A 23,473-nucleotide genomic window follows, 5' to 3' on the forward strand; every position below is an offset into this window, starting at 1 on the left:
AAGAAGTAAATTTTAAGGATTTTTGCCGGCATGACAGCAAGTAGCCAGGAAATGGCCCGCTGCGCGATGGATTGAGGCGCTCATTACTTGAGCACAACCACGCTCAAGCCACCAGACGCTCAAAGATAGTTGAATTTGCATAGACGATCATGCCGGCGATCGCGAGCGCGATGCCGTAGGGCACGCCGGTCTTGGGATCATGCAGGCGTTCGAGCCAGGCGTGGCGCGCCAGGATCGGCATCAGGGGGAGGTTGCGGAAGGCGAGAATAAGCAGGGTCAGCAGACCACCCAGCAGGCCCGAATAGACCAGATAGTGCAGCCCGCCCTCTCCAAAGCCAAGCCAGAGCGCGGTGGCGGCGGCCAGCTTGGCGTCGCCCCCACCGATCCAGCCGAAGGCAAAGAGGGTGAAGCCGATGGCCAGCGCCAGAGCGCCGGCTCCCAGATGAGAGCCCCATTGTGCGAGCGGCAGTTGCAGGACCAGAGCGACGACGAGGAAGCTGGCGACCAGAAAGAGCACGAGCCTGTTGGAGATGCGCATGGTGAGCAGGTCCGACGAGGCGGCCCAGGCCATGGCAACAGGAAACAACAAGGCGAGTGGGAAGAGGAGGTTGGCGGGCATCTGGCTCTCGGGTCTGGTGCCCGCGCCGATGGGCCGAGGCGATAGGAGAATGGCCCGAACGGACTTAACAATCCGCAAAACGAAAAGGGGGCGCCAGCGCCCCCTTTGGAATTCCAGAAACCCCGTAAAGCTTAGAGCTTGCCGGTGGTCGAGTTGGTCAGCTTGGTGGCAATGCCGTTGAACAGGTTGCCAAGGCTGCCGCCGAGAGCGGTCGCAGCAAGAATGATACCAACAGAGATCAGAGCGGCGATCAGGCCGTATTCGATTGCGGTCGCGCCGGACTCGTCCTTGGCGAAACGTGCGAAGATGTTCATGGGTCAGCTCCTGTTACGTCAGCTTGTGACGTTCATCGTTCGACACGTCATACATCGAACGGTTCGGAAGCTAGATGAGAGTCATTGCAAATGCGTTAATTGACAACAGAGTTCAGCTGTTCGTCATCGCCATTTTTATCATCATAATCAGACGGTTAACAAGGTGTGTCGCATTTTAGACAAACTCGTTGACGCCGCGCATGGAGTATATATAGAGACATCTACTTTCTCTTCATTCACACTGAAGATTAACTTCGATACACGCAGATAGTTCCGGGTATATAAACTTCAACTATTCATAAACCACAAAGCAAAACCGTTTGCCAATTGTAAACCATTCCATCGGAAAATGGCTTATCGCGTATCAGTATCGCCGGACCCCGCCATGCGTTCCATGCTCGCCCTTGTCCTTGCAGCCAGCCTGACCCTGGCGCCCAGCTTCGGCGTGGCTCCCACCCTGGCGCAGGACGCTGCCGGCGCACCGATCAATGTCAATGTGAACATGGCGCGCATCCTGCGCATCAATGCGGCGGCGGCGACGGTGATCGTTGGCAACCCGGGCATTGCCGATGTCACCATACAGGACCCGCAAACGCTGATCCTGACCGGCAAGAGCTTCGGGCAGACCAATCTGATTGTGCTCGATGCACGGGGCGAACCGATCGCCGACACGATGATCGAAGTGGTGCAGATGCAGGCCGGGACGGTCACTGTCTACCAGGGCTCGGCCCGCACGAGCCTGGCCTGTGCGCCGATCTGTCAGTCGGTCATCATGATGGGCGATGACGCGGCCTTCTCGTCGGAAGCGCTGGCCTCGTCGCAACTGGTCCAGTCGCTGGGCAATTGAGCTTAAGACCTGCTTAACCCTTCATGCAGCAGCCAGGGTTTGAGGCGGTTTTCCTAACCGATGATTAGGCGATGGCGGCCTAGCCTGACCGGGTTGCAACAGGTGAGCCTTATGTCGGTCAACCTTATCTCGCTGATCAGACGCAGCGCCAGGCGAAAGCTGGGGCGGGCTTTCGTGCGCGACGAGCGCGGTGCCACCGCGGTCGAGGTTGGCCTCCTGGCCCTGCCCTTTTTCACCATCATCGGAGCGATCCTCGAAACGGCGCTGATCTTCCTGTCCGGACAGATCCTCGACAGCGCCGTACAGGATACCAGTCGCTTCATCCGCACCGGCCAGATGCAGGCGGCAAAATACGACATCGAGCAGTTTCGAACCAACATGTGTGGCAGGCTCTATGGCCTGTTCAAATGCGCCGACCTGCATATCGAAGTACAGGTCCTCAACAGTTTCAATGCGGTGAATATAAAGGCGCCGGTCAATCCTAGCTGCACTAGCACGGACAAGGAAGTGTGCCCGGACTGGAGCCGCACCGAATCCTGGCAACCGGGCCAGGGCTCCAGTGTCATCGCAGTGCAGGTCTATTACCGCTGGCCGATCATGTTGAACTTCGGCGGACTGAGCCTGGCGAACATGCCCAATAATATTCGGATCATGGGCGCTGCCGCCGTGTTCCGCAACGAACCCTTTGCAGGAGGGTGACGTTGCGCAGGCTTATACCCAAGCTGAGACAGTTTTTGAGCGGCAACGCCGGCGCGGCCGCGGTGGAATTTGCATTGATTTTGCCGGCGATGCTGATCCTCTACATAGGTGCCAACGAGGCCAGCGCGCTGATCACCGTCGATCGGCGCGTGCAGTCGGTGTCTGGTACGCTGGGCGACCTGGTGGCGCGCTCGGACACCACCATCAGCTCGGATACGATGAAGGAATATCTGGCCGCCGCTGGGGGGGTGATGACGCCTTTCCCGACCACCGACCTCAAGCAGTATGTCACGCAGGTCAAGGTGGACGCCGACGGCAAGACCGCTCGCGTGGTCTGGGCCAAACAATATATCAACGGCGTGTACAGCACCAATACAGCTCGTCCCGTCAACAGCGTCTACGCGCTCAAGTCGGCTTCCTCGACCACTTCGGCCATGGCAGAAATCGCCAAGGGCAATTATGTGATCGTCGCCGAGGCCACCACCTCCTACCTGCCCTTCTATGGCATCGTCATCAACAAGCCCGTGACGCTCTATCGCGAAAACTTCTTCATGCCGCGGTTCGGCGGCAGTATCAGCACGCCCTAGAGGCGTCAGCGAGGCATTTGTCCGGCGCAAGGCAAGAAGTCGTCCAGCATGCTTGCGTGGGTCACCGCCCCATGCCACAAGCCGCTTATCCCATTCCAAAGACGCGGTAATTCCAATGAGTGACGATACGCTGATCCCCGTTTTCGATCTTGGCGGCGTCTTCGTCGACTGGAACCCGATGTATCTGTTCCGCAAACTCTTCGAAACCGAGGAAGATGCGCAGTGGTTTCACGACACCATCTGCACGGCAGCGTGGAATCTCGAGTTCGACGCCGGCGAAATCTACGCTGAGGGCGTGGCCAAGCTGGTCACCCGCTTCCCCAAATACTGGCGCGAAATCCAGGCCTTTGACCTGCGCTGGAAGGAGACCTTCGGGCCCTTCATCCAAGGCACGATCGACATCCATAACGAGTTGATCGAACAGGATATTCCAACCTTCGCCATCACCAATTTCTCTTGGGAAAAGTGGATGAGCTGCCTGGGTGAATGGCCGTTCCTCGAAAAGTTCGACGGCGTCATCGTCTCGGGCCTTGAGGGCCTGGTAAAGCCGGATCCGCGGCTCTATCGCCTGTTCTGCGAACGGTATTCACTGTCGCCGGAGAGCTGTGTCTTTATCGATGATAATGAGCCCAATATCGTCTCGGCGCGCAAATTTGGCATGAAGGGCATTCACTTCAAGGACCCGGCGCAGACCCGCAAGGAATTGATCGCCCTGGGCCTGCCACTCAAGGCCAAGTAACAAAAACCCCGGAGCGATCCGGGGTTTTTTCTTTCGCGACAGTGGTTTCCTACTGGAAGCGTCCGCCCTTCTGGATGACTTCGATCTTGTAGCCATCCGGATCGGTGGCGAAAAAGAAGCGCGCGACCGGCACATTGCCATTCTTGAAATCGACCAGCTTGCCGACGGTAAAACCCTCGGCCGCGAAGCGCTCGTACTCGGCGTGGAGATTGTCGACGACAACGGCGAGGTGGCCATAGCCATCGCCGAGATCGTAGGGCTCGGTGCGGCCGTGATTGATGGTCAGTTCCAGCTCGAAACCGTCGAGCTCCTTGGCCATGTAAACCAGCGTGAAATCAGCAAATTCCAGGCGATTGACGATCTCAAGCCCAAAGGCGCGGCGATAGAAGTCGACGGAGCGCTCCTCCTCGAGAACGCGGATCATCGAATGCGCAAGCTTGGTGGCCATGGTCAAAATCTCATTGTTTGGAATGGACGAGCGCAGCGAGGACCCCGCGCGTGGCGCGCCCCGTCCGGAGCGCGTCTCGCGCGTGAGGTCCTACTTGGTGCCGTACATGCGGTCGCCGGCGTCGCCGAGGCCGGGGATGATGTAGCCCTTCTCGTTGAGATGGCTGTCGATCGAGGCGGTGAAGACCGGCACATCGGGATGAGCATCGGCAAAGTTCTTGATGCCTTCGGGGGCAGCAAGCAGGCACAGGAAGCGGATGTTGTTGGCGCCGCGTTCCTTGAGCTTTTCGATGGCTGCCGTGGCCGAATTGCCGGTGGCCAGCATGGGATCAACCACGATGATCAGGCGATCTTCGAGGTTGGACGGAGCCTTGAAATAATATTCAACCGGCTCAAGGGTTTCGTGATCGCGATAGATGCCGATATGGGCGACGCGGGCGGCCGGGACGAGATCGAGCATGCCATCGAGCAGGCCATTGCCGGCGCGCAGGATCGAGGCGAAGACCAGCTTCTTGCCCTTGATGGCGGGGCTATCCATCAGCGCCATGGGCGTCTCGATGGGGATCATTTCCAGCTCGAGATCGCGGGTGACCTCGTAGCACATCAGATGCGCGATCTCGCGCAGGAGACGGCGGAAGCCGGCGATGGAGGTCTCCTTGTTGCGCATGATGGTCAGCTTGTGCTGGATCAGCGGGTGATCGATGACGGTTACGTTGCTCATGGGATCATCTTTCACAAAAAGGACTTGCCGTGGCGGCCGGGCGCGAGGCCCAGCCAATGGGCTATGCTCTCCCCTATATCAGCGAAGGTGGGGCGAATGCCAATCTCGCCTTGCGCCAGGCTTGGGGAAAAGACCAGGATCGGCACCTGCTCGCGCGTGTGATCGCTGCCCGGCCAGGTCGGATCATTGCCATGATCGGCGGTGAAGACGAGCAGGTCATCGTGGCGCAGCTTGCTGATCAGTTCGGGAATGCGGGTGTCAAAATATTCGAGCGCCGCGGCATAGCCGGGCACGTCGCGGCGATGGCCGTATTCGCTGTCGAAATCGACGAAATTGGTCATGATGAAGGCATTGTCCGCGGCCATTTCCATGGCGTCCAGCGTCTTGTCGAAAAGCTGAGGCAGGCCGGTCCCCTTGATCTTGTGGGTGACGCCGTGGGCGGCGTAGATGTCCGAGATCTTGCCGATGGCGTAGACCTGATTGCCGGCGGCCTGGTTGCGATCGAGCAGGGTCGGCTCGGGCGGGGAAATGGCGAAATCGCGGCGATTGCCGGTGCGCTTGAAGCTCGATGCACTATCGCCGATAAAGGGTCGGGCGATGACCCGGCCGATCATCAACGGCGCGGTGAGTTCAAAGGCGATCTGACAGATTTCATAGAGGCGATCGAGGCCGAAGGCGGTTTCGTGGGCGGCGATCTGGAAAACGCTATCAATGGAGGTATAGCAGATAGGCTTGTCGGTGCGGATGCTCTCCTCGCCCAGTGCGGCGATGATATCGGTGCCCGACGCATGCTTGTCGCCGAGAATGCCGGGGAGCTTTGCACGCTTGACGAATTCGGCAATCAGGTCTGGCGGAAAGGTCGGCTCGGACTGGGGGAAATAGCCCCAGTCGAAGGGGACGGGCACACCGGCGATCTCCCAATGGCCGGAGGGCGTATCCTTGCCCTTGGAGACTTCGCGGCCGACACCAAAACGACCGCCCTTGGCCGTGAGCGACATATTGGGCGGGACAGTGCTGGTCGAGAGGCCAATAGCGGCGCCCAGACCCATCGCATCGAGGTTGGGGAGGGTCAGTGGGCCAGAGCGGAGGCCCGGGCGATCAGCCTTTCCTGCAGCGGCCCACTCCGCAATGTGACCGACGGTGTTTGAGCCGGTATCGCCATAGAGATTGGCATCGGGCGCGCCGCCGATGCCGACGCTGTCGAGAATGCAGAGTATGGCGCGGGGCATGGCGAGAACCTTCAGACGGTGGGGGCGATCGTGTCGGCGATCAGCGGGAAGTGCGGGGCACTATCGCCCAGCCCGTAGGCAGCCTTGAGGCGTGCCTCGGCATCGGCGGCGCTGGCGTCGTCGCGGGCATGGATGCGGGCAATCGGAGTGCCTGCGTCGACCCTGATGCCGAGACCGACGAGGCGGTCGAAACCGACGGTGTAGTCGATGCTGTCGGTTGGCGTGGTACGGCCGCCGCCGAGGGCAACGACGGCCATGCCGACGCCGCGGGTGTCGATCTCGGTGATGGTCCCCTGCCCCGTGGCAAAGACGTCGCGGATGATGGGGGCGGGCGCGAGATGGCGGTCCATCTGCTCGACGAAATCGGCGGGGCCGCCGAGGGCGCTGACCATTTGCGCAAAACGTTCGGTGGCCTGGCCGCTGTCGAGGGCGTCGTCTACGAGCTTGCGGGCGGCCTTGGCCTCCGGCGCTATGCCGGTCATGGCGGCGACTTCGGAGCAGAGAGCGAGGGTGACTTCGCGCAGGCGAGCGTCCTGATGCTTACCCGTCAGGAAGTCCACGGCATTGCGGACTTCAAGGCCATTGCCGGCGGCGCTGGCCAAGGGCTCGTTCATGTCGGTGATCAGCGCACCGGTCCTGAGACCGGCGCCATTGGCGACTTCGACAAGGCTTTTCGCCAGGTCGCGGGACTTGTCCAGCGTGGGCATGAAGGCGCCGGAGCCCGTCTTGACGTCCAGGATCAGCGCACCGAGGCCGGCTGCGAGCTTCTTGGCGAGGATGGAGGCGGTGATCAGCGAGATGGATTCAACTGTGCCGGTGACGTCGCGGATGGCGTAGAGCGTCTTGTCGGCGGGGGCGAGATCGGCGGTCTGGCCGATGATGGCGCAGCCGATGTCCTTCACTACCTTGCGGAACAGCGCGTTGTCGGGACTGGTCTGGTATCCGGGAATGGCGTCGAACTTGTCGAGCGTGCCGCCGGTATGGCCAAGACCGCGGCCGGAAATCATCGGCACATAGATGCCGATGGCGGCGAGGATCGGCGCCAGCATGAGGCTGACATTGTCGCCGACGCCACCGGTGGAATGCTTATCGGCAACGGGACCGTCGAGATCGGACCAGTCGAGCACGGTGCCGCTATCGCGCATGGCGACCGTCAGCGCCACGCGCTCGGGCATGGTCATGTCCTGGAAATAGACCGCCATGGCAAAGCTGGCGGCCTGGGCATGGGACACCGTGCCTTCGGCAAAGCCGGCAATGAAGCGGGCAATGTCCTCAGATGGCAGGACCTCGCCATTGCGCTTCTTGAGGATGACTTCTTGGGGGAGGAAGGTCACTTTTGGGGTCTTTCAGATACGGGCAAAGGCCTGATCCGGGCGCGATTGCCGGCGATAGTTAGAATGGCACCTGACCGCAACAATGTTTCAAAGGCTTTGATCGTCATCAAAAGACGAGCGACCGTTGCTTCGTCGAAACGATCCTTATCGCGCAGATGTATGACGCTCGGTTTCTCCAGATGAGTCGTGGCCACAATCGCGCTGAAATCCAGATCACGGGTCAGCACGATCGCATCCTCGGCTCTCGCCATCGCAGCAATATCGCTATCAGGTGCCTTGCTTGAGCCTATGCTCGACCAGTGCCGAGCATCATAGCCTGCTTGTTGAAGGGCCAGCACCCACTTCGCCGACATGTTCATGTCGACGATGAATCTCATGCGTCGGTAAGATCAATGACAGTTTCCTGGGCCAACCACGCCCCGTAACGAATGGCTTGAAGGATGTCCTCCCGCTCAAGATAGGGGAATTCTTCCAGAACCTGCTCGATGGTGCTGCCTGCACCAAGCTCACTCAGAACCATGCCGACGGTCACCCGCATGCCGCGAATGATCGGCTTGCCGCCCATGACGGCGGGATCATGCGAAATCCGGTCAAAACCCATGGCCTTGCTCCTTCGCCATCAAGATAGGTCACGCCCCGTAGGGAATCCAGACGTTCTTGATCTGGGTGGCCCTGGACAGGAAATAGTCGCCTTCGAAACGCCGGTCGGACAGGTCGTAGTAGAGGCCGCGGCTCGTCCAGGTCTGCTTGAGATTGGTGATGGAGGCCTTTTCCACCATGGTCGAGGTCTCGGCATCGCCGGCGAACCAGAGGCCATCGACGCCGTCGTGTTCGGCAAGGGTCTTTGCCAGCGTAGCGCTTTCGCCGGTGACGATATTGATGACGCCATTGGGCACGTCGGAGGTTTCGATGACCTGATAGAGATCGGTCAGCGAAAGCGGGGACGTGGCAGAGGGGACCAGCACAATCGTGTTGCCCATGGCCAGCGCCGGACCGATCAGGGCGATCGAGCCGAGCAATGGACGGGATGGCGGGGCGACAATGCCCAGGATGCCAAGCGGCTCGACCATGGCGGCGGCAACGGCGCGGAGCGGCGGATTGTGCACGGCGCCATCGTATTTATCAGCCCAGCCGGCAAAGGCGAAGAGGCGTTCGACGGAGAGTGCGACTTCCTCGGTGCCGTCCATTCCGGTCTGCGCCTTGATACGGGCGGCGAATTCGTCGCGGCGGTAGTCGAGGTTTTCGGCAAGGAAGTAGAGGATTTGCGCGCGAGAATGGGCAGCCGTGGTCGACCAACCGAGCGCAGCGCGGGCGGCTTCGACGGCGTTGCGGATATCCTTGCGGTTGCCCTCGCCGACTTCGCCGATCAGTTTGCCGGACGGGTCGAGGACGGGGCGGGTATAAGCGCTGTCGGGACGAGCCTGCTTGCCACCGACATACATCTTTGCAGTCTGATCGACGTGGCTGGCATCGAGTGGATTGCCGGCCTTTGCCACGGCGGGCCTGGCGGCGGGGGCGGGCTCGAGAGCCTTTTCCCAGGCGGGCTTGAGGTAAGCGCCCATGCCTTCGCGGCCGCCTTCGCGGCCGAAGCCGGATTCCTTGTAGCCGCCGAAGCCGACGGCCGCGTCGAAATTGTTGGTGCCATTGATCCAGACCACGCCGGCCTTGATCTTTGGCGCGATATCGAGGGCGAGGTTGATGTTCTCGCTCCAGATGGTGGCGGCGAGGCCATACTTGGTATTGTTGGCCAAGGCGACCGCCTCTTCGGGGGTGCGGAAGCTCATGGCGACCAATACGGGTCCGAAGATTTCTTCTGCTGCCAGTGTGTTGGCAGGCGAGACATTGGTGACGAGGGCCGGCTTGAGGAAGCAGCCCTTGGCGGGCACAGGGCCTTCGGCCTCATAAACCACGGCACCTTCGGCGATGCCGCGCTTCATCAGGTCCTGGATGCGCTCGACCTGGACCGGGGCGACCAGGGCGCCGATATCGATGGACTTGTCGAGCGGATCGCCGGTGCGCAGGCTTGCCATGCGCGTCTTGAGCTTTTTGATAAAGCGCTCTTCGATGCTCTCCTGCACGAGGAGGCGGGAGCCGGCGCAGCAGACCTGGCCCTGGTTAAACCAGATGGCATCGACAAGGCCTTCGATGGCACTGTCGATGTCGGCGTCTTCGAAGACGATATAGGGCGATTTCCCGCCCAGTTCGAGTGAGAGGCCCTTGCCGGTGCCAGCGGTGGCAGCGCGGATAGCCTTGCCGACTTCGGTCGAGCCGGTGAAGGCGATCTTGTCGATATCTTCATGCGCCACAATGGCCTGGCCGGTTTCGCCGGCGCCGGTGACGATATTGACGACGCCCTTGGGCAGACCCACACGTTCGCAGATCTCGGCAAAGAGCAGCGCGGTCAGCGAGGTGAATTCGGCGGGCTTGAGGATGACCGTATTGCCGGCGGCAAGGGCCGGGGCGATCTTCCAGGCCAGCATCAGCAGCGGGAAATTCCACGGAATGATCTGGCCGCAGACGCCGTAGGGCACATGCTCGGGAAACTCGCGGGCGAGGTGCTGGGCCCAGCCGGCGTGGTGGTAAAAATGGCGTGCTACCAAGGGGATATCGATGTCGCGGCTTTCGCGGATCGGCTTGCCGTTGTCGAGGGTTTCGAGCACGGCGAAGAGGCGGGCGTGTTTCTGCACGGCGCGGGCGATGGCATAGAGATATTTGCCGCGCTCATAGCCACTTAGGGCCGACCATGGACCGAAGGCAGCGCGGGCGGCCTTGACCGCGGCGTTCACGTCCTCGGCTGTGCCGTCGGTGATGTCGGCAAGCTTGTCGCCGGTGGCGGGATTTTCGCTGGCGAAAGTCTTGCCGGGCTTGGAAAATTTGCCGTCGATGAAGTGGCCGAACTTGCGCTCGTGGCTGTCGAGCCAGGCGTAGGCCTGCTCGGGGCCTTCGGGGGCCGGACCGTAGTCAAGTGACTGGAAAATCTGCGTAATCTTGTTCATGTCACACCAGGGGCTGGCGGTAGTCAGCGGCATAGTGGCCAGTCAGGCCATGCTCCAGCTGACGCTCGATATCGGTTAACAGACTGCTAGCACCGAAGCGGAAGAGATGCGGTTGCAACCAGTGGGTGCCCAGCTCTTCCTTCATCAGCGCCATATACTTAACTGCATCACCGGCGGTAGCGATACCGCCAGCAGGTTTGTAACCAATCTCAATGCCGGTTTCCTCGGCGAACCAGCGGATCATGCGGATCATGGTCAGGCTGGTGACGAGGTTGGCGTTGACCTTTTCCTTGCCGGTGGAGGTCTTGATGAAATCGGCGCCAGCCATCATGCAGACCAGCGAGGCCTTGGCGATATTGGTCTGGGTCGCGAGTTCACCCGTGCCCAGGATAGTCTTGATATGGGCATTGCCACAGGCCTTGCGGAAGGCTTTGACTTGGTCGTAAAGCGCTTGCCAATCGCCACGCAGGACCATGCCGCGCTCGATGACGATATCGATCTCCTCGGCGCCATCGGCGACGGAATATTCGATTTCCTTGAGCTTGGTTTCAACCGGGGCGAGACCATGCGGGAAGGCGGTCGAGACAGCGGCGACGGGGATTCCGGTGCCCTTGAGGGCTTCGACGGCGGTATGGACGAAACCGTGATAGACACAGACAGCGCCGGGCAGGATGCGCAGGGTGCCGATATCGAGTTTTTCGAGAATGTCGCTGCGCAGCGGATTGCGCGCCTTGGCGCAAAGGCGGGTGACGCGGCCATCGGTGTCATCGGCATTGAGCGACGTCAGGTCGATCAGCGTGATGGCCTTGAGTAGCCAGGCGAGCTGATAGTCCTTTTTGACGGTGCGGCGCGCGCCGATCGAGCCGGCGCGGCGCTCCAGCGCCGAGCGGTTCATGCGGACACGTTCGACCCAGTCGAGATCGAGCTGAAAGCCGGGATTGCGCTTGTGCGGCGTCTGGGTCTCGTTGTTGTCGACGACTCTCAGGCTCATAGTTCCTCCACCAGCGCGGGTATGAGCTTTTTCAGCTTCTCCGCGCCCTGCACTGCCATGGTCTTGGTGTGCTCATGGCTGATCTTTTCGGTCGACAGGCCGGCGCCCATATTGGTGATGGACGAGCAGGCCCAGACCTTCATCCCGAGGAAACGCCCGAGGATGACTTCTGGTGCCGTGGACATGCCCACGGCATTGGCGCCGAGGCGAATGGCCATCTGGATTTCGGCAACGGTTTCAAAGCTCGGGCCGGAATACCAGAGGTAGATGCCTTCGCCGATGCGGATGTCGAGACGCTCGGCCAGCGCCGATGCCTTGGCACGCAGGTCGGGAGCATAGCAATCGACCATGTTCACAAAGCGGCGGTCGGTGGGCTCGCCAATCAGGGGATTGGCGCCAGCGTAATTGATATGATCGGAGAGCATCATCAGATCGCCCGGACGGAAGCGCTCGTCGAGCGAACCGGCGGAATTGGTCAGGAGAAGTGTCTGAGCGCCCAGATCGGCCATGGCTTCGAGCGCCGGACGCATGGCGGCGGCGTTGCCGTGTTCGTAATAGTGTTCGCGGCCGGTGAGAACGGCGATGCGCTTGCCGCCCATGGTGCCGATCAGCAGATCACGGCCATGGCCGGAGACGCCGCCGCCGGGAAAGCCCTTGAGTTCGGAATAGGGAATGGTGACCTTATCGGTGATCAGTTCGCCAATAGCCGACAGGCCGGAGCCGAGCACGATGGCGGCAGCGATGGGTTCCTTGCCGGCGATCTTCTGAATGGTCTTTGCAGCTTTAGTCATATCAATGTCCAAACTTGCCCCGCTCAGGCGGGTGATAGCTGGCGAAGACATTTCCGGTCTTCTGGCGGTCTTCTGGCGGTTTTCTGCTGCTATTTGGGCAGGTATTCTGGCCCGAAACTGTGTGGCAGCAATTGCTCGAGCGTCTGTACCAACGGGGTTCCCTCGACGCCATGGGAAATCACGGTGACGTCGAGATCAGCGAATTCGCGGATGCGCTGGCGGCAGCCGCCGCAGGGCGTGACCGGGGCGGAGCCTGGACCGGTGACATAAATGCGCTTGATGCGCCGGGCGCCGCCGGCAATCATCGCCGAGATGGCCGAAGCCTCGGCGCAGTTGCCCTGCGGATAGGCAGCGTTTTCGATGTTGGCGCCGGCGTAAATCTTGCCGTCATCGGCGAGGATGGCAGCTCCCACATGGAAGCGCGAATAGGGCGCATAGGCCTTGGCGCGAATGGCTTCGGCGGCCTCAAACAAGGCCTTGTCGTTTCCGGTATCGGTCATGTCAGTTCCTTTGCGCTGAGCTGTTGTAAACCGGCTCAGCGCTCCTTGGTATAGGCGACGCCGCCCGCCTTGGGGCCGACGGCCTTGCCGATGAAGCCCGCCAGCAGGATGACAGTCAGCACATAGGGCAGCGCCTGGATGGCCTGAACGGGGATTTCGACGCCGCCGAGCTGGGCGCCCTGCAGGCGGATCTGCAGCGCATCGAGGAAGCCGAAGAGCAGGCAGGTGAACATGGCCGGGACAGGCTTCCACTTGGCAAAGATCAGTGCGGCAAGCGCGATATAGCCCTTGCCCGCCGTCATGTTGTTGCCGAAGCCGGAGCCTTGGGCGATGGAGAAATAGGCGCCGGCGACGCCACAGAGCAGGCCGGTGATGATGATGGCCTGGTAGCGCTGCTTGACCACCGAAATGCCGGCTGTATCCACCGCCTTGGGATTTTCGCCGACGGCACGCAGGCGCAGGCCGAAGCGGGTGCGGTACAGCACGAAGGCAGTGACCGGCACCATGATGAAGGCGATGTAGACGAGGATATAGTGGCCCGAGATCAGGTCGGCATAGATCTGCCCGAGGATGGGAATGCCCGCCAGCTCATTGGCAAAGGGCAGCGTGATGGGCTCGAAGCGCCCGCCGGGCTGCAGTGGCGGGGTGCGGCCGCCCTGGCTGAACCAGGTCTGGCCAAGAAAGGTCGTCATACCGGCGGCCAGCATGTTGATGGCGACGCCGGCGATGAGCTGGTTGCCCTTGAGCGTAATGGCGGCGGCGCCCTGCAGGAGCGTCGTCGAGAGCGACACCGCCATGCCGGCCAACAGACCAAGCCAGGCGGAACCGGTGATGGCGGCGACGGCGCCAGCGGCGAAGGCTGCCGCCAGCATCTTGCCTTCAAGGCCGATGTCAAAAATGCCGGCGCGTTCGGAATACATGCCGGCAAGACACGCCAGCAGCAGCGGCGTCGAGAGGCGGATGGTCGCGTCGAGGATCGAGAGAATGGCTGCGATATCCACGGTCACGCCTCCGGCTTTGCGGTGGAGACGGCGATGGCTTGCGCCTTCTGCTCGGGCGAGAAGAGCATGAAGGCGCGTTCGAGCGAGGGACGGAACAGGCCTTCCATGGCGCCGGTGAAGAGGATGACGAGGGCCTGGATGACCACGATCATCTCGCGGGTAATGCCGGGGATGACGAACTGCAGTTCCTGCCCACCCTGATAGAGGGCGCCGAAGAGAATGGCGGCCAGCGCAATGCCGACGGGATGATTGCGGCCCATCAGCGCCACGGCAATGCCGACAAAGCCCGCGCCAGCGACGAAATCGAGCACCAGGCGGTTCTGCACGCCGAGCACTTCGTTGATCGCCATCATGCCGGCGAGCGCTCCGGAAATGGCCATGGTGATCATGATCATCCTGGAGTTGGAAATGCCGGCATAGCGCGAGGCGGTCGGATTGGCGCCGAGCACGCGCATGGCATAGCCGAACTTGGTGTGCCAGATCAGGATATAGACGCCGATCAGCGCCAGGACGGCGATGACGATGGACAGGTTTACCGGCGAATAGCCAAAGAAGGAGATGAACTGGCGCAGCTGCGGCAGGCGGCCAGCGACTTCGATCGTGTCCGATTCCGGCGCCATGTTGGTGCGGGTCTTGAGGACGCGATTGAGCAGATAGACCATCAGCGCCGAGGCGATGAAATTGAACATGATGGTGGTGATCACCACATGACTGCCGCGCTTGGCCTGCAGCCAGCCTGGCACGAAGGCCCAGAAGCCGCCGAAGGCAGCCGAGGCCATGACGGCGAGCGGCAGGACCAGCAGCCAGTGGGTCTGATCGAGCGCCAGGGCGACAATGATGGCGCCGAGGCCCGCCACATAGGCCTGGCCGTCACCACCGATGTTGAACAGGCCGGCATGGGCCGCGACCGCCACGGCAAGGCCGGTGAAGATGAAGTTGGTGGCGTAATAGAGCGTGTAACCCAAGCCATCGCCATAGCCGAAGGCACCGTAGATGATGACCTGGATGGCATGGAGCGGGTTCTGGCCGACAAGAAGGACGACAAGGCCCGAGACGAGGAAGGCCAGAAGGAGATTGATGGCGGGAAGAAGGGCAATATCGGCCCAGCGCGGGAGGGGTCTGCGGGCGCTCATTGGGCGTCTTCTTTCTTGCCGATGCCGGCCATCATCAGGCCGAGTTCGCCTTCGGTGGCGGTGGCGGGGTCTGCCTCGCCGACGATGACGCCGTCGAACATGACGAGGATACGATCGGCAAGCGAGCGGATTTCGTCGAGCTCGACCGAGACGAGCAGGATGGCCTTGCCCTCGTCGCGCATCTTGATGATTTCGTTATGGATGAACTCGATGGCGCCGATATCGACGCCGCGGGTCGGCTGGCCGATGACCAGCACGTCCGGATCGCGTTCCATTTCGCGGGCCAGCACGATCTTCTGCTGATTGCCGCCGGAGAAGAGCGAGCTCTTGAGATTGATATTGGCCGGGCGGACGTCGAACAGCTTGATGTGTTCGGCGGCGGCTTTCCTGGCAGCACCAATATCGAGGAAGAAGCCCGCGCCGTAGTCGGGGCGATCCTGATAACCGAGAATGGCGTTTTCCCATTCGGCGAAACTGGTGACGAGGCCCATGCGCTGACGGTCTTCGGGCACATGAGCGAGGCCAGCCTCGCGGGCGCGGGCGGCGCCGTCATCGCCCTTGAGCGAGAGCGCGGTGCCCTTGAGCAGGACGTTGCCCGCCTTCTGGTCGCGCATGCCGGAAATGGATTCGAGCAATTCGCTCTGGCCGTTACCCGAGACGCCGGCAATGCCGACGATTTCGCCGGCGCGAATGGAAAAGCTCACATCCTTGACGCGGGTGATGCCCATGTCGTCGTTGACAACGAGGTTCTGCACTTCGAGCAGGGTCTTGCCCGGATTGGCCGGGGTCTTGTCGACGCGCAGCAGCACACGACGGCCGACCATGAGCTCAGCCAGCTGTTCGGGGCTGGTCTCGGAGGTCTTGACCGTGGTGACCATTTCACCCTGGCGCATGACCGAAACATTGTCGGTGATGGCCATGATCTCGCGCAGCTTGTGGGTGATCAGGATCACCGTCTTGCCCTGCTCGCGCAGGGTGCGCAGGACGCGGAAGAGGTCGTCGGCCTCCCTCGGCGTCAAGACGCCAGTGGGCTCGTCGAGAATGAGGGTTTCGGCGCCGCGGTAGAGGGCCTTGAGGATTTCGACGCGCTGCTGCTGACCGACCGAGATATCTTCCACAATGGCATCGGGATCGACCTCGAGGTCGTATTCAGTTTCGAGACGGTTGAGTTCCTTGCGGGCGCGATCAAGGCTCGGCTTGATGAAGCCGGAGTCTTCGGCGCCCAGAATGATGTTTTCCAGAACCGAGAAATTGTCGACCAGCATGAAATGCTGGTGCACCATGCCGATGCCCAGCGCCAGCGCGTGGCGGCTGTCGGTGATCGACTGTTCGGTACCGTTGACACGGATCGTGCCGCTGTCGGCGGTGTAGAATCCATAGAGGATCGACATCAGCGTGGACTTGCCCGCGCCGTTCTCGCCCACGATGCCGTGGATGGTGCCGCGCGCGACCTTGAGGTCGATATCCTTGTTGGCGTGAACCGCGCCAAACCGCTTGTTGATCTTTTCAAGCTCGATCGCCCAGCCATTGGCCGGGGCGATTGCAGCGGCCGTTTCCGGCCGCTGCGTGTTCATCATGCCATCCTGGCTCATACGCGTCGCTTAAAGCGGGCAGGCAGAGTCGGTGGTGTAGTCGTGGACCTCGATCTCGCCAGCGATGATCTTGGCCTTGTAGTCTTCGGCGGCCGCCGTCATTTCCGGGGTCAGGAGGGCTTCGTTGAACTCGTCGACGGAATAGCCGACGCCGTCTTCGGCGAGGCCGAGGATGGTCACGCCCGGCTTGAAGGTCGCGTCATCGGCGGCTTCGGTCAGGGCGTTCTTGACGGCCACGTCAACGCGCTTGACCATCGAGGTCAGCACGGAACCGGGCTGCATGTAGTTCTGGTTGCTGTCGACGCCGATGGAGAACTTGCCGGAATCCTTGGCGGTCTGCAGCACGCCGATGCCCGAGCCACCAGCGGCGGCGAAGATCACGTCGGCGCCGGCGTCGATAGCGGCCTTGGTCAGCTCGCCTGCGGTAACCGGGTCATTCCAGGCGGCGGGCGTGGTGCCGGTGTAGTTTTCGATCAGGGTGACGTCGGGGTTCGCTGCCTTGGCGCCCTGGGCGTAGCCGCAGTAGAACTTGTGGATCAGCGGAACGTCCATGCCGCCGACGAAGGCAACGGTGCCGGTCTCGGACTTGAGGGCAGCCAGAGCGCCGACAAGGAAGGAACCGGTGTGTTCGTCGAACAGGATCGACTGCACATTGGGAGCCTCAACAACGGTGTCGAGCACGACGAAGTTGGTATCCGGGAATTCGGGAGCAACAGCGGTCAGCGCCGCGGTCCAGGAGAAGCCAGCCATGACGATCGGGTTGGCACCCTGACCGGCAAAGCGGCGGAGGGCCTGCTCGCGCTGGGCGTCGTTCTGCAGTTCGAGATCGACGAAATTGCCGCCGGTCTCTTCCTTCCAGGCCTGGCCGCCATTGTAGGCCGCTTCGTTGAAGGATTTGTCGAACTTGCCGCCGAGGTCATAGATCAGAGCGGGATCAGCGAAGGCGACGCCCGTGAGGATCGCGGAAAATGCGACACCGCCAGCAAGGGCCTTGGTGAGCTTGGTGAAATTCATAGAGTAGTCTCCCTGTATCGCACATGAGCGAGGGCCAAGCGGCCAACGGACAATCTCCGTGCGCTAACAGGGGATAAAATCGTGCAAACGCCCCGTCTGCAAGTGGAAATGTAGGCTATTTTTCCATTTGGTCAAAAATTGGCCAGCCTGCATGACGCTTGGACGGAGAAGTGCCCAGCACCTGGGCAAAACGCTCAGAGACGCGCGACGATGGCTGTGAATATCTGCCCGAAGTCGGCGTCGCCATAGAGCACGGCCAGAATGGCCAGCGAGGCAATGGCGAAGAGGGCAAGCGTGTCGCGAGTCTTGGCGGTCATGGCAGTTTGTTTCAAATTGAGCGGGTTTGGTTGCCCATCTGATAACCCAGGATCGCTTGACCGATTGTGATGCTTTGAAGGCGGATATCGGCGTGGTTACGAAGCGGTTAAGCGCCCTGTTCCAGCGGCGGCAAAGGCGTGACGGCGACGCCCATGGCCGCGGCAAAACGCTCGAAGAAACCATCGATGACCTTCTGGGCCGAATTGCCGATGACGGCCTTGCCCAGCTTCATCACCTGACCTGACCCGCCACCCTGGGCGGAGAAGACGAGAAGTGTTTCGTCGCCGTGGTCCGCGAGGGTAATATCGGCTGCGCCTTCCACCCTGCCGAGCAGGCCACCCTTGCCACGACCGGAGAGGGTGTAGCGTTCGGCGGGGTGAATGTCGGATAGTGTCAGTTCGCCATGGAAGGTGGGATGGATGACGCCGAGGTTGACCTTGATCTCGAGGTCGAGCGCGGTTTCGCCGGACCATTCGATCTTATGGCAACCGGGAATGGCGGCCTTGAGCATGGCGGTGTCATTGAGTGCGGACCAGACCTGGGTGCGGGGCGCGGCGAGGATATAGCGGCCACCGAAATCCATCAGCATTCACCCGCGTACAGACGAGGCGCGGCCGCCGTAATAAGGCCTTGATGACGCTTGAAAGAATTGCCGACCATTGCGTGCTGCCCCGCTCTTTACGTGCGGCTTTTTCGCACCAATATGGTCTAAATAGTTGCGGTGCGACAGGGTTGCAATTGTAACCGTGGGCATGAGCAGCAATCTATAGCGCATTCGGCCCGGGGCGGGCTTACGGGGAGCGAAGAATGACTGACAGTGTCACCACCGCAACGCAGACGCAGGTAGCGCCCGTGGCCATCACGGAAAAGCCGCTGCAGTATCTGGACAAGGCCGTCAACGCCATCCGCGACCTAGGTGTGTGGCCCGAGAGCCAAGGCGAGCAGCCGATCACCGGGCTGCTCAGCCAGATCACCGAACTCGATGAAACCCGCGTGGTGCTGATCGGCCGGACGCTGAGCCAAGCCTCGGCGTTCAACGAGGTGGTGCGCGAGCAGATCGCCGCGATGAAGATCGGCGAGCGCTACGAAGAAATCACCAAGGGTTTTGATTCCATCCGCGACGATGCCAAGGGCATGGTCGACCAGCTCAGTGACAACAAGCTGGACCTGCTGGAACGCGCCAGCAATGTGTGGATGAAGGTTTCCCGTGGCGATATCGCCACGCGCTTCAACAAGATCCGCGACACTTACCTCGCCGTGACCAAGGACACCAAGGATCAGATCGATCGCGAGCACACGATCCTCGAAGCCTATCGCGATTTCCGCGGCGCGCTGAAACAGGCCGAAGTGATGGCGCTCGAAGTGCTGGAGGTCGCCGAAAAGCGCCTGGGCGAGAAGAAGACCATTCTCGAAACCGCTTCGGCTGCAGTGTCGGGCTATGCCGGCACGGTGCCGGCTGACCGGGCGCGGCTCGAAATGGATCGCGACGAGAAGCTGCGTGACATGCAGAACGAGGAAAAGCGCTACCAGATCGCCAAGGACCTCTCGGACAACCTGACCATTTCCTACAATACGAGCGAAGTGGTGATGGCGCGGCTGATGCAGACGACCAATGCCAAGGAACGCGTCTACCAGCAGTCGATCTCGTTCTTTTCGACCAATGAGACCGTGCTGACGGCGCTGTCGGCCTCGTTCACCGGCATGTTTGGTCTGCATGAATCGACCGAGACGCTGAATGCGATGAAGGAGGGGATGAGCAAGTCGCTCGAGACCCTCTCCGAAATTGGCGACAAGGTGCAGGAAGAGGCGGTGCGCGCGGGTTACGGGCCCACGGTGCGCGCCGATGCGGTCAAGAAGCTGGTGGATTCGGTGGTCAACTTCCAGGAGAAGAGCCGCACGATCATTAACGAGATGCGCGTGGCCTCGACCAAGAATTCGGCTGAAATCCGCGATGCCGTGGAAGATGGCAAGCGACGTCTGGCAGCCCTTGCCGCCGACGGCAATGCGTTGCTGCTCGAAACCGGGAAATAGGACAGCAAGGTCGGGTGAGTGCCTCGATGAGCGACGTGACGGCGAAAGCCGCTGCACCCCTGGATGAAGTCATGCTGGCCATGGACGTGGTCGACACGCTGCGCCACCGGCAGGACCTCGCCGTGCGCGAACTTGGCACTGATGCCAAGGAGCGGCAGCTCATCGACAAGCTGCGCGATATCTATCACCAGCAGGGCATCGAGGTTCCCGACCATATCCTCAAGGAAGGCGTGGCGGCGCTGCAGGAGAGCCGCTTCGTCTATGATCCGCCCAAGCCGGGCTTCGGCACCACGCTGGCGCGGCTCTATGTCGGACGGAAACGCTGGGGCAAGCCGGTCGGCGCGGCTGCGGCGGCGCTGGTCGTGGTGTTGGTGGGGTATTTCGGCGTCTACCAGCCCTATCAGCGCGGCCAGGCAGAGGCGGCGCGGATCGAGCTCAGCGAGGGCGTGCCGGCCCAGCTCGATGCGCTCTACCAGACAGTCTTCGACGAAACCAAGGTGCAGCGCGCCGTGATGCAGGCCGAGGCACTGCGCACCCGCGGCAAGGCCTATGCGGCCGAAGGCAATGCCGTGGCGGCCGAACGCGCGGTGACCGATCTGACGGCGCTGCGCGACACCTTGCGCCAGCACTATTCGCTGCGCGTGGTCAGCCGACCCGACGAGCAATCGGGCTTCTGGCGCACGCCGCCGAACAATGTCGACGCGACCAATTTCTATATCGTCGTCGAGGCGATCGACGCCGATGGCAATGCGCTGGAAATGCCAATTCTCAACGAAGAGAACAATACGACGGAAACCGTCAGCACGTGGGGCCTGCGTGTTCCGGAGAGCGTCTATGACAGTATCGCGGCCGACAAGGCCGACGACGGCATCATCCAGGCCAATGAGATCGGCCGGAAGTCCGAGGGTTTCCTCGTCGTGGAATATGGCGTGCCGGTTCTCGGCGGCGCCGTAACGCAGTGGTAGGCAGATGAGCATTCGCGGACCCGAAGCGCTGGCGAGCCTGGACGAGGCGATGCGTGACATCCGTCGCGAGGAAGAGGACATTTCCAAGCGCCTGGCGCGTTCGGCCGAAAAGCTGGGCAAGATTCGCGAGACGGAAGCCGAGTTGTTCCGCCAGTTGGCGCAGTTGAGGCTCGACCCTGCGGTACAGGGCGAGCTCGACGGGCGCATTTCGACGGCCGAGGCCAAGGCGCGCGACATGCTCAAGGCCCACACCAAGGACCTGAGCAAGGCGGAAAAGGATGTCGGTGACATCGACGCAGCGCTGGTGGGACTGACCAGCGATCGCACCGAAGCGCTCAAGGCATTCGAAGGGCATCAGAGCCAGCTCAAGGCGCTGGCGACCAGGCTGGGGCCATCAATCGCGCGTGATCCCGAATTTGTCGGCAAGCGGCAGGCCGCGAGCGAATTGGCGGAAGTGGCGGCGCAGTCGATGCGCAAGACCGAGCAGGCAGAAGCGGACCGCGAGCAGAAGGGCAAGCCCTATCGCGACGATGTGCTGTTCATGTACCTGTGGGAGGCCGGCTATGGCACCGCCAGCTATCGCGCCAACAACCTGATCCGCTTCTTCGACAGCAAGGTGGCGGACCTTGTCGGCTTTGCCAAGGCGCGGCCCAATTTTGCCATGCTCAACGAGATTCCGCTGCGGCTGCGCGAGCATGCCGAGCGGCAGTTCGAGAATGCGCGGAAGGCCGAGGACGAGGTCGACGCGCTCGAAACGCGGGCCATCGATACGGCTGGCGGCAAGCCCATGCGCGAGGCAATGGAAACGACGCAGCAGCGCATCGATGCACTGGACAGTGAGATTGTCGCCACCGAAGACCGGCGCGACGAGGCATCCAAGGCGCTGGGGCAATTGTCGCAGGGCGGCAATCCGGCGTTTCAGGATGCGCTGGGCGAGTTGGCGACGGCACTTGGCCGCGAGGATATCCAGACGCTGCTGGCCGAGGCTCGCCGGACGCGGACGGGGCAGGACGATACGATCGTCGCCCAGATCGACGAAGCGAGGGCCCGGTCCAAGGAAGAAACCAGCGAGACGCGCGAGCTCAACGAGCGGCTCAAGACGCTCGCCGCGCGGCGGCGGGAGCTGGAAGACATCCAGTGGGAATTCAAGAAGCAGCGGTTCGATGATCCGCGCTCGACATTCCGCGACGACAAGCTGGTGGGCGATGTGCTCAACGACTTCCTGCGCGGGGGGATTTCGGCGGCGAGCTATTGGGACCAGTGGCGGCGCAGCCAGAACTGGAGCGCCGGCACCTCGGACTGGGGTGGTGGCGTAGGCCTGCCCAACAATGGCCGGCGGCGCAGCAATTCACCCTGGCCAGAAGGCGGCGGCAGCACGATGAACTGGCCGGATTCGAGCTTTGGCGGCGGCGGCAGTGGCGGCAAATCCAAGCCGCGTTCGGGCGGCTTTGGTGGCGGCTGGGGCGGCGGCTCGAGCGGCGGCTTTTCGCGGCCGCGCACGGGGTCGTCCGGCACGCGTCGCAGCGGTGGCACCGGCGGCGGCGGTGGCGGCTTCAAGACCGGTGGTGGTTTCTGATTTTGCACCCTACTCGATGTCATCCCGGCCTTGAGCCGGGATCCATCTTGAGATGTGTGAGCTGGTGCAAGGTGGTTCGGATGAGCGACCTCGCGGACGCGGCATGAACTCGGGATGGGCCCCGGCTCAAGGCCGGGGTGACACCGTGGGTGTGGCTCATTCGGCGCAAGCCAGCCTCAAGCCGGGTTGATGAAGCCGAAGACGGCCTTGGCATTGCCGGTCTGTTCGGCGAAGCGCTGGCGGTGGACGCGCTGCACCAGCACCTCACCATTCTCGGGCTCGCCGGCCAGCAGTTGCATGGTCTCGGTCAGGTATTCGGCCAGCGGCATGGCATTGGGGTCATTGGCCTGATGCTCGCCCTGCAGGTAGGTCTGCACATAGGGCGGGGCAATTTCGAGCACTTCAATCGCGATGTTGCGTAGCTGATGGCGCAGCGACTGCGTCCAGGAGTGGATGGCGGCCTTAGTGGCGCTATAGGTCGGGGTTTCCGCCTTGGGCACGAAGGCGAGACCCGACGAGACGGTGAGGACGGTCGCCTTGGGCTGGGCCTGAAGGTGCGGCAGGAGGGCTGCGGTCAGACGGATCGGCCCAAGCAGGTTGGTGGCGATGGTGTCCTCGGCGGTTGGCAGGAAGGTGCCGGCCAGGACGTCCTCATTGACCATGATGCCGGCGTTGTGGATCACGGCATCGAGCGCCGGATAGCCAGCGATGACCTTGGCCGCGAGATCGAGAATGCTGGCCGGATCGGTCATGTCGACGGTGAAAGCGGCCATGCCAGGATTGGCAGCAACCACTTCGTCGAGCGCGGACTGGCGGCGGCCAGAGATGATGACCTGATTGCCCTGGGCGTGGAAGGCTTCGGCGAGGCCGCGGCCGATGCCGGAGCCGCCGCCAGTGATGAGGATGGTATTGCCTGTCGTCTGCATGAAAATCTCCTGCGTCTTGTATGGGCAAGACATATGCCCTACACTCTCCAGATGAAAGTAGGCGCTCCATGGAGCGATACATACCCAACGGAGAGTGTCAGTG

At 61.8% G+C, this 23,473-nt stretch carries 26 protein-coding genes; 7 read left to right on the forward strand and 19 right to left on the reverse strand.

Annotation, left to right across the window (positions count from 1 at the left end; genetic code table 11):
* Window positions 1–103: 103 nt before the first annotated feature.
* Window positions 104–619, reverse strand: coding sequence for a prepilin peptidase (locus tag P0Y65_15405; GenBank protein ID WEK03569.1), 516 nt, complete (start codon window positions 617–619; stop codon window positions 104–106).
* A 131-nt stretch (window positions 620–750) separates the two neighbouring features.
* Window positions 751–933 carry a Flp family type IVb pilin gene (locus P0Y65_15410; protein ID WEK03570.1) on the reverse strand — a complete coding sequence of 61 codons (183 nt, stop codon included), beginning with the start codon at window positions 931–933 and terminating at the stop codon, window positions 751–753.
* Between the two features lie 385 nt (window positions 934–1,318).
* Here P0Y65_15410 and P0Y65_15415 point away from each other — a divergent pair, with 385 nt between their 5' ends.
* The 4 genes from P0Y65_15415 to P0Y65_15430 all read left to right on the forward strand — a co-directional run bounded on the left by P0Y65_15415 (window position 1,319) and on the right by P0Y65_15430 (window position 3,805).
* Window positions 1,319–1,780, forward strand: a complete 462-nt coding sequence (locus P0Y65_15415; protein ID WEK03571.1) for a pilus assembly protein N-terminal domain-containing protein — start codon at window positions 1,319–1,321, stop codon at window positions 1,778–1,780.
* Between the two features lie 174 nt (window positions 1,781–1,954).
* Window positions 1,955–2,479, forward strand: a complete 525-nt coding sequence (locus P0Y65_15420; protein WEK03572.1) for a pilus assembly protein — start codon at window positions 1,955–1,957, stop codon at window positions 2,477–2,479.
* 35 nt (window positions 2,480–2,514) lie between these two features.
* Window positions 2,515–3,066: a pilus assembly protein gene (locus tag P0Y65_15425; GenBank protein ID WEK03573.1), complete on the forward strand. Its 552-nt coding sequence runs from the start codon at window positions 2,515–2,517 to the stop codon at window positions 3,064–3,066.
* A gap of 115 nt (window positions 3,067–3,181) precedes the next feature.
* Window positions 3,182–3,805 (forward strand): HAD family phosphatase, encoded by a 624-nt coding sequence (locus P0Y65_15430; protein WEK03574.1) that lies wholly within the window; start codon window positions 3,182–3,184, stop codon window positions 3,803–3,805.
* Between the two features lie 49 nt (window positions 3,806–3,854).
* Here P0Y65_15430 and P0Y65_15435 read toward each other — a convergent pair whose 3' ends face one another.
* From P0Y65_15435 to P0Y65_15510, 16 genes are all read right to left on the reverse strand, one after another.
* Complete coding sequence (locus P0Y65_15435; protein WEK03575.1) at window positions 3,855–4,253, reverse strand: VOC family protein; 399 nt, start codon at window positions 4,251–4,253, stop codon at window positions 3,855–3,857.
* A 90-nt stretch (window positions 4,254–4,343) separates the two neighbouring features.
* A complete protein-coding gene (gene upp / locus P0Y65_15440) occupies window positions 4,344–4,973 on the reverse strand; it encodes a uracil phosphoribosyltransferase (GenBank protein WEK03576.1) in 630 nt (209 codons plus the stop codon).
* 11 nt (window positions 4,974–4,984) lie between these two features.
* Complete coding sequence (locus P0Y65_15445) at window positions 4,985–6,202, reverse strand: phosphopentomutase (protein WEK03577.1); 1,218 nt, start codon at window positions 6,200–6,202, stop codon at window positions 4,985–4,987.
* Between the two features lie 11 nt (window positions 6,203–6,213).
* Window positions 6,214–7,536 carry a thymidine phosphorylase gene (gene deoA, locus P0Y65_15450; GenBank protein ID WEK03578.1) on the reverse strand — a complete coding sequence of 441 codons (1,323 nt, stop codon included), beginning with the start codon at window positions 7,534–7,536 and terminating at the stop codon, window positions 6,214–6,216.
* Window positions 7,533–7,913 (reverse strand): DUF5615 family PIN-like protein, encoded by a 381-nt coding sequence (locus tag P0Y65_15455; GenBank protein ID WEK03579.1) that lies wholly within the window; start codon window positions 7,911–7,913, stop codon window positions 7,533–7,535. Before P0Y65_15455 ends, deoA begins: the two co-directional genes overlap by 4 nt.
* A complete protein-coding gene (locus tag P0Y65_15460) occupies window positions 7,910–8,137 on the reverse strand; it encodes a DUF433 domain-containing protein (GenBank protein WEK03580.1) in 228 nt (75 codons plus the stop codon). Before P0Y65_15460 ends, P0Y65_15455 begins: the two co-directional genes overlap by 4 nt.
* 28 nt (window positions 8,138–8,165) lie before the next feature.
* Window positions 8,166–10,532: an aldehyde dehydrogenase family protein gene (locus P0Y65_15465; protein ID WEK03581.1), complete on the reverse strand. Its 2,367-nt coding sequence runs from the start codon at window positions 10,530–10,532 to the stop codon at window positions 8,166–8,168.
* Window position 10,533: 1 nt separating this feature from the next.
* A complete protein-coding gene (gene deoC / locus P0Y65_15470; protein ID WEK03582.1) occupies window positions 10,534–11,523 on the reverse strand; it encodes a deoxyribose-phosphate aldolase in 990 nt (329 codons plus the stop codon).
* Window positions 11,520–12,314, reverse strand: coding sequence for a purine-nucleoside phosphorylase (locus P0Y65_15475; protein ID WEK03583.1), 795 nt, complete (start codon window positions 12,312–12,314; stop codon window positions 11,520–11,522). The genes deoC and P0Y65_15475 overlap by 4 nt, the downstream gene beginning before the upstream one ends.
* A gap of 89 nt (window positions 12,315–12,403) precedes the next feature.
* Entirely contained in the window at window positions 12,404–12,814 is a 411-nt protein-coding gene (locus P0Y65_15480; protein WEK03584.1) for a cytidine deaminase, read from the reverse strand.
* A 35-nt stretch (window positions 12,815–12,849) separates the two neighbouring features.
* Window positions 12,850–13,815 carry an ABC transporter permease gene (locus P0Y65_15485; protein ID WEK03585.1) on the reverse strand — a complete coding sequence of 322 codons (966 nt, stop codon included), beginning with the start codon at window positions 13,813–13,815 and terminating at the stop codon, window positions 12,850–12,852.
* A gap of 2 nt (window positions 13,816–13,817) precedes the next feature.
* Complete coding sequence (locus tag P0Y65_15490; GenBank protein ID WEK03586.1) at window positions 13,818–14,948, reverse strand: ABC transporter permease; 1,131 nt, start codon at window positions 14,946–14,948, stop codon at window positions 13,818–13,820.
* The gene (locus P0Y65_15495) at window positions 14,945–16,522 is read right to left on the reverse strand and encodes an ABC transporter ATP-binding protein (GenBank protein WEK03587.1); all 1,578 of its coding nucleotides are present in this window, start codon (window positions 16,520–16,522) and stop codon (window positions 14,945–14,947) included. The genes P0Y65_15490 and P0Y65_15495 overlap by 4 nt, the downstream gene beginning before the upstream one ends.
* A gap of 27 nt (window positions 16,523–16,549) precedes the next feature.
* The gene (locus tag P0Y65_15500; GenBank protein WEK03588.1) at window positions 16,550–17,554 is read right to left on the reverse strand and encodes a BMP family ABC transporter substrate-binding protein; all 1,005 of its coding nucleotides are present in this window, start codon (window positions 17,552–17,554) and stop codon (window positions 16,550–16,552) included.
* A gap of 194 nt (window positions 17,555–17,748) precedes the next feature.
* Entirely contained in the window at window positions 17,749–17,871 is a 123-nt protein-coding gene (locus tag P0Y65_15505) for a hypothetical protein (GenBank protein WEK03589.1), read from the reverse strand.
* 107 nt (window positions 17,872–17,978) lie between these two features.
* Window positions 17,979–18,455: a carbon monoxide dehydrogenase subunit G gene (locus P0Y65_15510; protein ID WEK03590.1), complete on the reverse strand. Its 477-nt coding sequence runs from the start codon at window positions 18,453–18,455 to the stop codon at window positions 17,979–17,981.
* 224 nt (window positions 18,456–18,679) lie between these two features.
* On the opposite strand from P0Y65_15510, the gene P0Y65_15515 reads away from it, so the two are divergent.
* Genes P0Y65_15515 through P0Y65_15525 form a run of 3 tightly spaced genes read left to right on the forward strand, consistent with a single transcriptional unit; the run spans window position 18,680 to window position 22,444 of the window.
* Window positions 18,680–19,903 carry a cell surface protein gene (locus P0Y65_15515; protein WEK03591.1) on the forward strand — a complete coding sequence of 408 codons (1,224 nt, stop codon included), beginning with the start codon at window positions 18,680–18,682 and terminating at the stop codon, window positions 19,901–19,903.
* Window positions 19,904–19,929: 26 nt separating this feature from the next.
* The gene (locus tag P0Y65_15520; GenBank protein ID WEK03592.1) at window positions 19,930–20,868 is read left to right on the forward strand and encodes a DUF6384 family protein; all 939 of its coding nucleotides are present in this window, start codon (window positions 19,930–19,932) and stop codon (window positions 20,866–20,868) included.
* A 4-nt stretch (window positions 20,869–20,872) separates the two neighbouring features.
* Complete coding sequence (locus P0Y65_15525; protein ID WEK03593.1) at window positions 20,873–22,444, forward strand: hypothetical protein; 1,572 nt, start codon at window positions 20,873–20,875, stop codon at window positions 22,442–22,444.
* Window positions 22,445–22,620: 176 nt separating this feature from the next.
* On the opposite strand, the gene P0Y65_15530 is transcribed toward P0Y65_15525, so the two are convergent.
* Window positions 22,621–23,370 (reverse strand): SDR family NAD(P)-dependent oxidoreductase, encoded by a 750-nt coding sequence (locus tag P0Y65_15530; protein WEK03594.1) that lies wholly within the window; start codon window positions 23,368–23,370, stop codon window positions 22,621–22,623.
* Window positions 23,371–23,473: the final 103 nt, after the last annotated feature.

Origin of the sequence: Candidatus Devosia phytovorans (assembly GCA_029202405.1) — a bacterium.
Taxonomy (GTDB): domain Bacteria; phylum Pseudomonadota; class Alphaproteobacteria; order Rhizobiales; family Devosiaceae; genus Devosia; species Devosia phytovorans.